The 13,418-nt window shown below is 38.1% G+C and carries 14 protein-coding genes; 11 read left to right on the forward strand and 3 right to left on the reverse strand.

Annotated features, from left to right (window positions below; genetic code table 11):
- Positions 1–149: 149 nt before the first annotated feature.
- The 3 genes from EHQ47_RS17875 to EHQ47_RS17885 all read left to right on the forward strand — a co-directional run bounded on the left by EHQ47_RS17875 (position 150) and on the right by EHQ47_RS17885 (position 2,165).
- Positions 150–1,112 carry an LA_2444/LA_4059 family outer membrane protein gene (locus EHQ47_RS17875; protein WP_135747191.1) on the forward strand — a complete coding sequence of 321 codons (963 nt, stop codon included), beginning with the start codon at positions 150–152 and terminating at the stop codon, positions 1,110–1,112.
- Between the two features lie 56 nt (positions 1,113–1,168).
- Entirely contained in the window at positions 1,169–1,765 is a 597-nt protein-coding gene (locus EHQ47_RS17880) for a class I SAM-dependent methyltransferase (RefSeq protein WP_135747192.1), read from the forward strand.
- A 190-nt stretch (positions 1,766–1,955) separates the two neighbouring features.
- A complete protein-coding gene (locus tag EHQ47_RS17885; RefSeq protein ID WP_135747193.1) occupies positions 1,956–2,165 on the forward strand; it encodes a hypothetical protein in 210 nt (69 codons plus the stop codon).
- Between the two features lie 57 nt (positions 2,166–2,222).
- Here the strand turns inward: EHQ47_RS17885 and EHQ47_RS17890 are convergent, their stop codons facing one another.
- Both EHQ47_RS17890 and loa22 read right to left on the reverse strand, forming a co-directional pair.
- Positions 2,223–2,726: a DUF1801 domain-containing protein gene (locus EHQ47_RS17890; RefSeq protein WP_244290399.1), complete on the reverse strand. Its 504-nt coding sequence runs from the start codon at positions 2,724–2,726 to the stop codon at positions 2,223–2,225.
- 359 nt (positions 2,727–3,085) lie between these two features.
- On the reverse strand, positions 3,086–3,658 hold the full coding sequence (gene loa22 / locus EHQ47_RS17895; protein ID WP_208727461.1) for an OmpA family outer membrane lipoprotein Loa22: 573 nt from the start codon (positions 3,656–3,658) through the stop codon (positions 3,086–3,088).
- 56 nt (positions 3,659–3,714) lie between these two features.
- Here loa22 and EHQ47_RS17900 point away from each other — a divergent pair, with 56 nt between their 5' ends.
- The 4 genes from EHQ47_RS17900 (at position 3,715) to EHQ47_RS17915 (ending at position 7,589) form a co-directional block, all read left to right on the forward strand.
- A complete protein-coding gene (locus tag EHQ47_RS17900) occupies positions 3,715–4,653 on the forward strand; it encodes an RluA family pseudouridine synthase (RefSeq protein WP_135747195.1) in 939 nt (312 codons plus the stop codon).
- Positions 4,654–4,772: 119 nt separating this feature from the next.
- The gene (locus EHQ47_RS17905) at positions 4,773–6,212 is read left to right on the forward strand and encodes a hypothetical protein (RefSeq protein ID WP_135777739.1); all 1,440 of its coding nucleotides are present in this window, start codon (positions 4,773–4,775) and stop codon (positions 6,210–6,212) included.
- Between the two features lie 73 nt (positions 6,213–6,285).
- Complete coding sequence (locus tag EHQ47_RS17910) at positions 6,286–7,023, forward strand: TerC family protein (RefSeq protein ID WP_208727462.1); 738 nt, start codon at positions 6,286–6,288, stop codon at positions 7,021–7,023.
- Positions 7,023–7,589, forward strand: a complete 567-nt coding sequence (locus EHQ47_RS17915; RefSeq protein ID WP_135747198.1) for a DUF1569 domain-containing protein — start codon at positions 7,023–7,025, stop codon at positions 7,587–7,589. Before EHQ47_RS17910 ends, EHQ47_RS17915 begins: the two co-directional genes overlap by 1 nt.
- On the opposite strand, the gene EHQ47_RS17920 is transcribed toward EHQ47_RS17915, so the two are convergent.
- Positions 7,581–10,013, reverse strand: coding sequence for a hybrid sensor histidine kinase/response regulator (locus tag EHQ47_RS17920; RefSeq protein ID WP_208727459.1), 2,433 nt, complete (start codon positions 10,011–10,013; stop codon positions 7,581–7,583). The two genes, EHQ47_RS17915 and EHQ47_RS17920, sit on opposite strands and share 9 nt — an antisense overlap.
- Positions 10,014–10,019: 6 nt before the next feature.
- Here EHQ47_RS17920 and EHQ47_RS17925 point away from each other — a divergent pair, with 6 nt between their 5' ends.
- The 4 genes from EHQ47_RS17925 (at position 10,020) to EHQ47_RS17940 (ending at position 13,272) form a co-directional block, all read left to right on the forward strand.
- On the forward strand, positions 10,020–10,616 hold the full coding sequence (locus EHQ47_RS17925; RefSeq protein WP_135747199.1) for a response regulator transcription factor: 597 nt from the start codon (positions 10,020–10,022) through the stop codon (positions 10,614–10,616).
- Between the two features lie 45 nt (positions 10,617–10,661).
- Positions 10,662–11,174: a SixA phosphatase family protein gene (locus EHQ47_RS17930; RefSeq protein WP_135777740.1), complete on the forward strand. Its 513-nt coding sequence runs from the start codon at positions 10,662–10,664 to the stop codon at positions 11,172–11,174.
- Positions 11,171–11,692: a hypoxanthine phosphoribosyltransferase gene (hpt, locus tag EHQ47_RS17935; protein WP_135777741.1), complete on the forward strand. Its 522-nt coding sequence runs from the start codon at positions 11,171–11,173 to the stop codon at positions 11,690–11,692. The genes EHQ47_RS17930 and hpt overlap by 4 nt, the downstream gene beginning before the upstream one ends.
- A 134-nt stretch (positions 11,693–11,826) precedes the next feature.
- Complete coding sequence (locus EHQ47_RS17940; RefSeq protein ID WP_135777742.1) at positions 11,827–13,272, forward strand: NHL repeat-containing protein; 1,446 nt, start codon at positions 11,827–11,829, stop codon at positions 13,270–13,272.
- Positions 13,273–13,418 lie beyond the last annotated feature (146 nt).

A 13,418-nucleotide genomic window follows, 5' to 3' on the forward strand; every position in this document is an offset into this window, starting at 1 on the left:
GAAACCTCTATTTATAACTTCTAATTTCGCGGGATTCCTCGTTTCGTAAATGAATTTTTACAAGGACTGTTAGAAACACCAAGGAGAAAGAGGAAAACAGGAAGGAAAAAATCGTTTCCATTTTTTAAAATCAGTCTATAACAGAAAAAATGAAACAGAACCTAATTTATCTAATCCTTGTTTCTGTCTCTTCGATGATTTTTGCGGAGGGCCGGGAAATGGAAACTCCTACCCCCGAAGGAAAAAACAAAAAATCAGAATGGAGTTTGCTCTTAAAAAGACAGACCTACCACTACCTTCCTTACGAATACAGCTCTCTTACGGATAAAAATGAATCCATTGTCCCCACTCGTTCCAGTTCCGCTTTGAAAGAAAATGGAAAGGTTCTCATTCCCTTTGTATTCAGTTATGAAAACTTAGAGAAAGGATTCAAAGTGGATCTTTCTTATTTTGAAATTGAAATCGTAAATGCAAACACTCTACTTTACCAACAGTCGGCCCAAGGGGGAAATGTATCCCGGTTTTATCTTTCTCCGACAGCTCGTTCTGAGTTTGAGCTGAACCTTTACCAAACATTTTTACTTAACAAAGATTGGAAATTGTATCTGGGAGGTGGGGTTCGCAATATCAACAGGTATCTTTATGGAAACTATTTAGGCCAAGGAACCTTCAAAGAATATTTTTTTACGTATGGCCCACAAGTCTCAGCCCAAACGATCTACCAACTCACCCAAGAATTGGCACTCCACCTAACAATAGATGTATTCTACACACAAGGCACTCGGTTTTTCAAACAACCCAACTTAATGGAGGACCGGTTACAATATTCCCTATCCACTGCCGGTACGGAAGGAATCTTTCGTGGTTATGAATGGGATGGATCGTTTTCCTATTCCTTTCATCCTAATATGAAATTTTTTGTGGGTTATAATATGATTGTTTCTAAGTTCTCCTATTTGCATTATAATGAAATTCAATTTAGCCGTAACACTGCAAATTTAGGTTCACAGAATCCTTCCGTGACAGACAATTGGGAATGGAACCTGCCTAAAAAATCAGAAAACTTTGATCGTTTGCGTGGAATTTATTTGGGAATGATGGTTAGTTTTTAAGAAATCTTTTTTGGAACTAGGATGGATTCACATGGTTCATTGTTGTCTAAAATAGGATGGAAACAAATGTTTTTGACCAACTCGCAAAAGAGTATGATACAAACGAAAGAATAGAATTAGCAAAAATCATTTCCAGTGCCGTGGAGGCAGAATGCCAGGAGAGCCAATCAAAAACTTTATTTGATTATGGTTGTGGCACGGGTCTTGTCGGCCTCACCTTAACATCTTTAGTGGAACATATACTTCTGATTGATGCATCAGAACCCATGTTAGACATTGTCCGAGAAAAAATCAAAAGAACCAACATACACAATGCAGAGGTAATCCACTCCAACTTTCTGCAAAATTCAAAAACAAAAAAAGCAGATATTTTGCTGGTTTCGTTGGTTCTATTGCATATCCCCGATACAAAAAAGATTTTAAAGTTTTTTTATGAAATCCTAAATCCCCAAGGGAGGATCATCCTTATTGATTTTGATAAAAATGAAAAGATTTACCATCCCAAAGTGCATAACGGATTTACCGATTTAGAAATTAAGTCCCTACTCTCTGAAGTTGGGTTTCATAATATAAAGAAGAATACATTTTATCATGGAAAAAATATTTTTATGAAGGAAGATGCTTCGCTATTTTTGGCAACAGGGATCAAATGATCCATGTCCAACTCCAGTGAATCCTCATCACATTGAAAATCTAGGCTAGTTTGTCATTGTATTCTGAAGCATCTAGAAACCTAATTCCTTTCTTGACAACTTCACCATAACAGGTGATTTGTGAAGAATTCAAACTATTTCTGAAATCGAATCAATCTGATGAAGTTTTCTCAATTAGTCCAAGGAAAAAATGAAACGAATTTGTGTTGTCGCCATCTTATTCAGTCTACTTTTTTTATTCCAATGTCGTGTGCGTATCACAACAAACAATAACTGTGAAGAAAAAAAGAGAAATTTACAGGTGTGCCTTCTGATTGCTCTAAACTCTAGAGATGCAGACAAAATTCCTCTGACCTTATCTTGCCAAGAGCTCTACCAACCTGGGTTTGGATGTGATTAAATTCCAAAAGAATTACAATTGATGAGAACGACAAACAAACAGAATCAAATTTGCCGTTTAGTTTTTTTTTATGTTTTTTTCATAAATTTGAATCCAATCCTTAGGACTCATCTTCGACACCAGTTCTCCAATCAATTTCCAAGGAATATCATTTAAGTTTTTAAAACGGATACAACTTTTTCCCATATCCAGTTTGGTTTTACAATGTTTGGGATATTCGGTTTGGAACCATTTGAGTAATTTTAGATCGGCGTAAATTCCCATATGATAGAGAGCAAGCCCATTCTTTTGGGAAGCAATATGGAGAAAAGGAAGAGCCAGTTCCGGTGTTACATGGTATCCTGCAGGATATGTTTTTTTAGGTATTACATAACCAATCATTTTGTATTGGATGGTTTCTTCAAAACCCTTAGGAAGATTTTTTTTGACGGTGTTTCGAAGTTTGAGGAAGGCTTCTTTTCGATCTTCTGGTAAGGATTGGATGTATTCGAGAGCGGTGTTTGGCATGATAGATCCTAGATTTCCGGTAAGCAGTTTGTCATCGTAAAGAAATTGTTTCAATCAAAATATCCGAACCAAATGGATCATCTTACACTTGTTTTAATAATCATATGGAATCGTAATTTCCAAAAAGAGAATCATTTTTGGTGTTAGCTCCCACCCCCTGCGCCAGCGATTGCAGAGGAAATCCTTCGCAGAAATATATATGGATCTTGTTTCAGATAAAAACTAACGAAGGATTGAAGCGAAAAGCGCGGTCGTTATAGAATCGAATTGTCATTCGCATAACAAATACGAGGCGCCCAAACCAAAAAACCAAGAGAGGTGTCTGATCACAAAAAGGAAATAGGTATAAAAAAACCCACCAAAGGGTGGGTTTTTATTTAGAGAAAAATCTCTAGTTAAGAAAGGTTACTTTCTTATTTAGAAACGACTTGGAAAGTCACACGACGGTTGATCGCGTCTTTTTCATCAAAACCAGAAATTGGCTTAGAAGAACCGGAAGCTTTTGTTACGATTCTGTCAGCAGGGATCCCTTGTTTTACAAGAGCGTCTTTCACTGCATCAGAACGAATTTGTGAATAGTATCCGTTTCCTTTTTTAGCACCTTCTGCTTCTTCTGGACCAGATGCATCCGCATGACCAGTTACTTCTAAAGCATATCCTTCAGGAAGTTTTGCAAGAGCGTCTTTGATATAAGAAACGTTGTCTTTTGCCCAAGTTTTGAAATCTTCTGCTTGGATGTCCGCTTGTTTGTAGCTAAAACCTCTGCGACGAACACCATCTGGATAACGGTAGTCTTTGAGTGCTACATTGATTTCGTCCAAAAGAGCTGCATTGAGATCTCTGGAAGATACAGTGGATGTTGTTCCCGTAGTGGAAGAAGTTGTCTCTTTGGGAGTTTCTTTTTCTTCAGAAGACGAACAATTCGTTAATGAAAGCGAAAGACCTGCGAGGAGGATGAGGCTTAAAAAAAATCCTTTTTTCATCAGTTGACCTACCTTAATGTTTCCATAGTTTAGTTCTTTTCATTAGATAACAACCGAAAATGCAAATATTTGTAACTGTTTCCGAAGATTATGACCAAAGTCGCCTGGATGTCTTTCTAAAAGACAATGCCGGAGACGATCTCAGCCGTTCTACCGTTCAAAAGTGGATTGATTCTGGATTTGTGACAAACAAAACCAAAGAACAACTGGCCACTAAAAATGGATATAAAGTGACCGTTGGCGAAGAATATGTCGTGGATGTGATCGCAAGACCACCCTCAAGACTCGAACCCATCCCCATGGACATTCCTGTTCTCTATGACGAGGACGAATTTATGGTTATCCATAAGAAAGCAGGGATTGCTTGCCATAGTGGGCCTGGTGACGACCAACCTTCCCTTGTGAATGGACTCCTGCACCAATTTAAAAATCTTTCGGCTACCGGTGGTGAACGTCGTCCAGGGATTGTCCATCGTTTAGACAAACCCACTGAAGGTGTTCTCATCATTGCCAAAACCGATCGTGCCCATGCTGCCCTTTCCAAAATGTTCCAAGATAGATTAGTTGAGAAAACTTATTACGCTTGGGTCCTCCAAGCTCCTGTGGAATCAGAAGGAACCATCAATCTACCGATTGGCCGCCATCCCGTCGAACGAGTGAAGATGTGTGTAAGAGAAGATGGACGAATGGCCGTCACTCATTACAAAACAGAAAAAATTGTCCAAACACAAACAGGGCGTAAATTTAGTTTGATGAAACTAGGGCTTGAAACAGGTCGTACCCACCAAATCCGTGTTCATATGGCAAAGATTGGTTGCCCCGTTGTGGGAGATACTTTGTATTCACGTTCGGCAAAAGATTATACCCAATATGGACTTTTACTTTTTGCGAAACGATTGGAGTTCCCTCATCCCTTTATTGCCGACAAACGAATCTTAGTGGAATTAGATTTCCCAGAACGATTCAAAACGTTCGAAAGGAAATGCCCCAGTTACTAATTCACTTGGTTCATTTGATCAATTGGATTTGAACTTAAAATTAAATTTGGTTTAAACTTTGTTAAGTGTTTGGATCATTTGTGTTGGTGGATTTAGTTTAGATAACTGGTGATATTCGAATGATACGGCGATTGATAAAAACAATCCTAATCTTACTGATTCTTTTTGGCACCTTTCATTTGTTTTTTGATGCCATTTATGAAAACCATTTGGGAGAAGGAACTGATAGCGATATTTTATATCCTTATCTTTTTGCTCGGGATTTTTGGACTGGTGGATGGGCCGGAGTTCGAGGTTGGAACCTTCCTCCTTGTTCCAGTTTATTTCCAGAAATAATCCTATCGGTTCTACTATACCCGCTTTTCCATTCAGTTTATTGGTTCCATTGGTTATTTGGTTTTTTTTATTTTTTGATGCCCTTTGTTTTGGCCAAAACCTTGGGCATTCCAAACAAAGTTTCGTATTTGTTTTCTTTGGGGTTTTTAGCCTTAGCAGGTGTTTTGCCCAATAGCCTCGGACAGTTTTATTTTCCGGGGTTCCATGCGGTTATATTTATTTTTGCTGCCTACACAATTTACGAAATCCAAAATTGGAATCCAAAAAACCGAATTCAGATGATTCGATTCCTTTTGGTTTTATCTTTCATTTGGATTTCCGAGTATTGGTTTTTTGTCCATATTGCCCCATTTTTACTTGTATATGTTCTCGTTCGTTTGCAAAAAAAATCCATTTATCCCATTGGTTTGGTTCTCATTGGATTTGGTTTAGGAAAAGTTTGGCAACAAGGTTTACGCCTAAGTGGGATTGGAATTTTTACTTCGAAAGAACTGCCCACAATGGATAGAATCCAATCAGCAAAAGTTTTGATTTTAAAAGATCCAAGTTCTTGGGTTTCGGGGTTAACTGAATCCATCACCAAACATCCGATATTTGCAGAGTGGTTTGATTGGTATCTTGTTTTATTTATTTTCTACATTTTGATTTCCGTATTTCGGCCCAAGGGAAAAGATTTAATTTTGGAATTGGTTTTATTGCTTTCGCCTTTTCTCTCAGTCCTTGCATTATTTATTTTTCAAATAGAACCAAACTTTCGTTATCTCTATTTTTTGGTATTTTGTATTTTTTTCCTTATCTACCGAATGGTTACATTCATTCCTGTCCTTCGTTCCGTGGCAGTATTCATTGTATTTTTAGGAATTGTTTTCTTTTACAATGATCGGTATCCAACATTAACTCAAAAAGTAAAGGAGGGGGAATCCAAACGGTTACACCGGATGGTTTGCCTTTCCCAATTTGATCCTCAAATTTCTGGCGCTTCTACCTATTGGCCAATTAAGTATGTTTACGCATTTTCAAACCAAAATTGGACTCTTGTTCCATTCACGAAAGAGGGGATCTACTACCCTTGGGTTTCCAACCGAACTTGGGACAAGGGATTAGAACGAAAATCTTTTGGAGAATTTTCCTGGGGGATCACAGAAACCAAAGAACATTTGGACATTTGGAAAGGGGTTCGTTTGGTGAAAGAATGTGAAGGTTGGTATTTTTATCGTCGTTAGTCTCTTTATGGAAAACGTTGCTTGGATTTAGATTGATTCCTTTTTTGATTTTATCAGTTTGGGATACGTTATGATAGAAATTCTCTCCGATCCCTCAGTTTGGTTTGCACTATTGACACTGACTGCTTTGGAAATTGTCCTTGGCATCGACAATATCATCTTTATCTCCATCCTCTCCTCTCGATTGCCAAAAACCAAACAAAAGTCAGCAAGGCAAATTGGTCTCTTACTTGCCATGTTCACTCGTATCCTTTTGTTATTTTCTCTTTCACTGATTATGAAACTCACAAATCCAATCTTAACGATTTTGAACCATTCCGTCAGCGGGCGTGATCTCATTTTGATTTTTGGAGGACTCTTTTTAATTGCTAAGTCTACCACAGAAATCCATCACAAACTAGAAGGAGAATCTGAGTTAGGCGAAGAATCAACCAAACGAGTTTCTTTTTCAAAAGTCATCATTCAAATTATGATTCTTGACATTGTATTTTCTTTGGACTCAGTGATCACCGCAGTGGGAATGACAGACCAATTAGGAGTCATGATTGTTGCAGTAGTTCTATCTGTAGGATTTATGTTATTATCGAGTGGAAGTATTTCCGATTTTGTCGACAGACATCCAACCATCAAAATTTTAGCTTTAAGTTTTTTGATTTTGATTGGAGTGGCTTTGCTTGGAGAAGGATTTGAATTACACATTCCCAAAGGATACATTTACTTTGCGATGTGTTTTTCTGTGATTGTTGAATTCTTAAATATGAAACTCCGTTCCAAACCGGAAAAACCAGTTGCGCTAAAAGGAAAATTCTAATGAAACGAAAAGAGTTTATCAAACGATCTGCCTTGTTGTATACCGCACTCCAATTTCCTGTACAAAGTGAATCCAAACAGGATGAGGACAAATCCACTCAAACAAAAGAATCTCCTTGGTTGGAAGCGGATGACCTTGCTGACCTTCGTGTTTTACTCGTCGGATTACAATCTGATCCCAAAGGAATTCAAATTGCTGGAAACTGGAGTCCTGGAAAAGTTTTAACCCATTGTGCCCAAAGCATTGAGTACTCACTGAATGGGTATCCTGAAATGAAATCATCTCTCTTCCGAGGTTCTGTCGGGAAAATTGCATTTTCTGTATTTGCTTTTAAAAATAAAATGAACCATGGTTTAGAAGAACCCATTCCCGGCGCGGAGGAAATTTCCAATGCCACTGAATTAAAAGTTGGGATCACAAGGCTCATCAAAGCCATCGATGATTTTTCCAAAACAAAAGAGTCTTCTCTACGACCTCATTTTGCTTATGGTGAACTCACAAAAGAAGAATATGATGTAGCACATAGCCTTCATATCAAAAATCACATGGAACGAGTGTTACTCTAAGATCGCTTCGATTTGTTGGCAGAGGTCCTCTGCCTTATACATTTTGGAATAATAAGCAGAAACAATGGTTTCTAACCCTTCTTCTTCCAAAAACTTATCCCCGCCGGAAAGGGGGGCATCCGAACTGACTAAGATGATGGGTATTTTTTGGTTTTGGTTACGACGCCCTTCCCACTCGTGGATTAATGAAATCCCATTCATTCCAGGCATATGCAAATCGGTAATGATGAGGCTTGGAGTGATTCTTGATAAATGTGATAAAGCTTCTTCCCCGTTTCCTGCTTCAATCACAATCCATTGATTTCTTCGCATAACTTCAGCTAGGTCTGATCTAAAATTACCAGAATCATCCACAAGTAACACAGATTTTGTGCTTTTTGACAAAGAAATCTCAAAGGCCGAACCAACACCTAAAACTGATTTGATTCGAAGTTTTCCAAAGTGTGCTTCCAAAATATTTGTGCATAATTGTAAACCAAGCCCAGTACCACGTTCTCCTGCAGTACCTGGCATACTTTTTATTGTTTCTTCGCCGGTGAGTCGGTGGATTTGTTCTTCACTCATCCCTAAACCCCGGTCCCGAATTTCTGCAGAAAGCCATTTCCCCTTGAAAGAAAGACCAACCCAAACTTCCGAATTCAGATAAGAATACTTAATAGAATTGGTAAGGATATTTTTAAATACTTCGCCAATCAAAGTGCGGTCAGCAATGATTTCTGCTTGGATGGGAGTGTCTTTTTGGATTCGAATCCCTTTGAGTGTGGCCAATGGTTCTACTGATTCAATGATTTCATTCAGGAGTTCATTCACACAAAACCGTGTTTGGATGAGTTTGGTTCCAAAGGCATCAAACCGACTTACATCCAATAATTGTTCCAACATACGAAGAGATTGGGTGACACCTGTTTTACAAATTTCTAAAAATTTCTTTTTTTCTTCTTCGGTTGTTTCGCTAAAACTAAAATCAATTACATCCAAAATTTGATTCACACTATTTAGAGGCGAACGTAAGTCATGCGAAATTAAAGAAACGAAGTTTGCCTTCCAACGATTTGCCTTTTCCAATTCCATCGTACGTGCTTTTACTTTTTTTTCGAGAGCTTCTTTTCGTTTGTATAATTCTTTTGATAAGGTTTCTGATCTTTTATAAACACGAACGAGCCCTAAAGTCACTCCCAATGTTTGCGGAAAAATAAACAAATATAAAGAAACAAGTCCAAGTGGCCTATATCCAAAATTCGGATTTGTAATTAAAAATATGTCAATAAGTCCACCGATAATGGCTAATAACAAACTAAAGAAATACAATCTACTTTCTTTTCGTTGGAAATAAAGAGCAAGAGAGACGGAAAACAATCCCAAAAATACAAACACAACAGAAGTAAACTCGAAATAAAAGGAAAGTTTCGAAAGATAAGAAACCGGAGTTAACAGAACTACGGCTAAAAAACTCAATGTATACAGTTTTAGCAAAACCAAGATTCGTTTGAAAAAACGCATTTGTGCTAAATTAAGAACAACATAGCCACCGAAGTATAAAACCAAAACAAATCCAATTCGAGAAAATCGAAACAATGCCATACAATAATCATCTGAAAGAAGATTAAACAAAACTCTTGTTTCAATCAATGTGGAAGAGAGAATGAGAATCCCCAAATAAACAAAGGCCATTCGAAGTGCATTTCTTTCTGATCGATTGATAAAATAAACCAACGCATGATAGATGGAAAGAAATAACATAAAGATCATAATGATCCAAGAAACGGTAAAATTTACATTCCATATGTTTATGATGTTTTGAAGTTTTCCTAATCGAATGATTCCATGTATCCCTGCATACTTATGAGAGAAATTGGAAATATGAATGACCAGGTTTATTTTTTTGGAGACTCCACTGAGAGGAATAATTTTGGAATGAAAGGAAGGTTTGTGTTGTTCTGCGGATTTTGCAATGGTTCCATTTTCACCAACCAACTCTCCGTTCACATAAATTTGATACGCACTATGCAATACAGGAACCGAAATGGCAAAAGGTTCATTTTCGGAAGTATTCTCCGGCAAAAGAACCGTTAGGCGATAGGTGGCATAACCAAAACTTGGATACAATTCCCCATCTTCATTCTCTTGGGAAAACCAAGGAACACCCACTTTAAGATAAGATTTGTGAATTGGTAACTCTGTGGTGGGATCCAAAAACTCATTCCAATAAAATTCCCAATTCCCAGTCAGGTTTATCGTTTCCCCTGAAAAGTCGGCGAATCTCGCATCCAAAACACCATCTTTTGCCAGTAAGGTTGGGTAGGCGTCAAACCGGCAGGAGGTGGTGCCAATGATGACAAGTGAGAAAATTAAGGGATATCTACAAAAAATAAGTAAGTCCCAGAAAGATTTTTGGATGGATGAGAAGAATACTCTGAGAATCATAAGGCTGTGGAATCCATAAAAATTGCCATCTTAGAAGATCATTCCGTTGTCACTGAAGGAATCATATCTATCCTGAAATCCAATCCTTTCTTTTCTCTTGCCGGAGAATTTCGAACGGCAGCCGATTTGTTTCATTTTTTAGAATCGAATCCCATAGATGTTTTGGTTTTAGACATCGATTTACCAGACCGAAATGGTATCGATGTATTGCGTGAGATTAAAGAAAAACACCAACCAACAAAAGTCATTATCTTTTCTTTACATGGAAGCCGTGTCTATGTAGAAGATGCCATCAAAGCCAAGGCTGATGGGTATATGTTAAAGTCAGATCCTATCTCTAAACTACCAGAAGTCATTTCACTTGTGATGAAAGGTGGTTCATTTATTTCCGAGGGAGTGAGCAAAGTACAACTTCCTTTTTCTGCCTTCCAAATGGAAATTCTCAACCTACTCGTCCAAGGTTTATCTCAAAACGAAGTGGCAGATCGAATCCAAAAGTCTAGAAAAACTGTGGAATACCATCTCAACCAAATGAGGACAAAGTTTTCTTGTAAAAACAATAACGAGCTCATTTCCAAATACGAAAAAGAAATACAAAAATAGTCATTTCGTGATTTCTCAGTCATTTGTTTCGATTAGTATATTGTTATGAAACAAATCTATTTACTTCGCCATGCCAAATCAGAATGGGATGAACCTTATGATTCTGATTTGGATCGCAGCCTTTCCCGCCGAGGGAAAGAACAATCCAAAGCCTTAAGAGATTATTTAAAAGAAAGTCGTTTTGAATTTGATCAATGTTTTGTCTCACCGGCAGAAAGAACTTTAAAAACCTATTCTTCCCTTCGTAAAGAAATCCTTCGGTTTCCCAAACCAGAACTTCGCGAATCCATCTATGACGCAGAGAAAGAAGATTTACTTTTTTTGCTGCAAGGACTCACGTCTGCCGTACGTTCCGTCTGCCTAGTCGGCCACAATCCAGGGTTAGAGGACTTAGGAAGTTCCCTCCTGTTTGGGGAATCAGAGGTTTCTCACTTTCAGAAATTTCCGACGGCCGCATTTCTCGGCTTGAGTTTTTCAAAAGATTCATGGAAAGATCTTAGCTGGGGCAGTTGCCAATTGTCGGTATTCTGGATCCCCGGGCAAATAGGCAAAGAATGAAACCTTTATATTCAGAAGAAAGAATCCACCAACGTGTAGACGAGCTCGCAAGAGAAATTTCACGAGACTTTTTAAGTAAGGACTTAGTTGTGATTGGAATCTTAAATGGTGGTTTTATCTTCACAGCTGATCTTTGTCGTAGTATTGCCATTCCGCATGAGGTGGACTTTATGGCCGCCTCTTCTTATGGAGATTCGACTTCATCTGGAGATTTAAAAATCACCAAAGAGCTCAAACACTCAGTCAAAAATAAATCTGTTTTGCTTGTCGAAGACATTGTTGATACAGGAAAAACTTTAGAATACCTTTTGGAAGAAGTCGGAAAACAAAATCCAAAAGACTTAAGAGTGGCGGCCCTCTTTTGGAAAAAATCAAAAGCCAATCCACACATTCCAGTCGATTATCCAGGTTTTATCATCGAAGATGATTTTCTTGTCGGTTATGGTTTGGACTACAAAGGTAGATTTCGTAATCTACCTTATGTGGCAAAGTTGGAAGGTACGGATTCTACAATTTAAGAAATTTATTTCCAAAAGGAGTTGAACCAAAAAATAAATTGCCTTAATCCTTCTACTAGAATCCATTTCTTAAATAGATGTTTGTCCGACTGATTTTCCTTTCATTGGTTTTATCTTTTTCTGGAAACTGCCAGATGGCATCCTTATCTAACCCTTGTGATAGCGAGGCAAAAGATTTTTTCCCACAACTTCTTGTTTCTGCAAGTATAGAAGGTGGATTTTGTCAACTGCAAGTAGTGAACTCTGGAGATCTATACCGTTTCACAGATTTTACTTTTTATAAATCCATTCCCATCTCCGTATTGCCAAGATTAGGTTCTAAAACAAATGTTACCATTTATCCAAGTTTACCTATAGGACTTTATATAGATCCAAATACAGGAGCGCTGTCGGGCAATCCTACCTCTCCTGCAGAAAGACAAACTTATACTGTCTACCGTAAAAGTGTGGCTCTTGGACAAATTACAATTCAAGTACAAGATTTGATAGCCACTAAAGTGTATGGACAGCTAGGAAATTTGAACTGTGGGGCCAATTACCTTACTGCCAGTGATTGTTCTGCGGGAGGGCCAGTAACAGCCGATAACTTGTCGGGGCCCAATGCCGTAATCACTGATAACACAGGTGGTGTTTATATTTCCAGTGGGAATCGAGTTTTGTATTATCCACCTGGTCAAATAACAGCAACTAGAGTATATGGACAACATGGGTTGTTTACTTGTGATATTTCCAACGCACATACAAACCAAAGTTGTACCCCATTAGGAGCTCTTGCAGCCACCACACTAAATAACCCACGAGGCATTTTCCTCGATACATCAAACAACCTATTTGTATCAGATACAAATGTTAATCGTAGAATTTTAGTTTATGGAAATCAAAATACAGTGCCTTACCGTGCGATCGGTGTTCCTGACTTTGTTACGCCAGGTGGTGGAGTTGCTTCGGAGGCAAATTTCTATTCTCCCATTGGATTGAGTTTAGATATTACAGGAGGTTTCTATGTATCTGATTCTGGAAATAGTCGTGTAATTTATTTTCCAAAAGATTCAAACATAGCTACGGAAGTTTATGGACAACCTGACTTCGTTAGTAATGGCGCTACTACCTCAGTCAGTGGCCTCAATTCAAACCAAGGTGTGGTTGTCGATTACGAAGGTGGAATCTACATAGCAGATACATCAAACAATCGAGTGGTTTATTATCCAAAAGGTTCTAATGTTGCGACAAAAGTCTATGGCCAACCTGACTTTATTTCAAATGCTTCTGCTACTACAAGTAACGGTCTAAACAATCCTGTTGCAGTAGCTTTAGACCAAAGCGAAAATCTCTTCGTAGCCGATCTCAATGGACACCGGGTACTGGTTTATCCAAAAACAAACTTGTCATCTGGAATGACAGCTTCTGCAGTCATCGGCCAATTTGGAAATCTCAATTGTGGTGCTGACAACAATAATGGAGCGTGTGGGATTGGTACACCGGGCCCCCAAAATTTATACCGGCCTACTGCCGTCCATTTCGATCGACAAGGTCGAATGTATATTTCAGATTATAGTAATAATAGGGTATTGGTTTACTGATTTAAAACGATAATTCTTTTACTATAGGAGAGTATGCAAATAACTTCTTAGTTGGTTACAAGTTTGAAATTAGTTGATAAATCCTTTATTAAATAAAATCCACCAAAACATTTTTGTGGACGATCCTTACCAGCCAGTAGTTTTAT

It is taken from the genome of Leptospira bourretii (assembly GCF_004770145.1).
In the GTDB taxonomy this organism is placed as follows: domain Bacteria; phylum Spirochaetota; class Leptospiria; order Leptospirales; family Leptospiraceae; genus Leptospira_A; species Leptospira_A bourretii.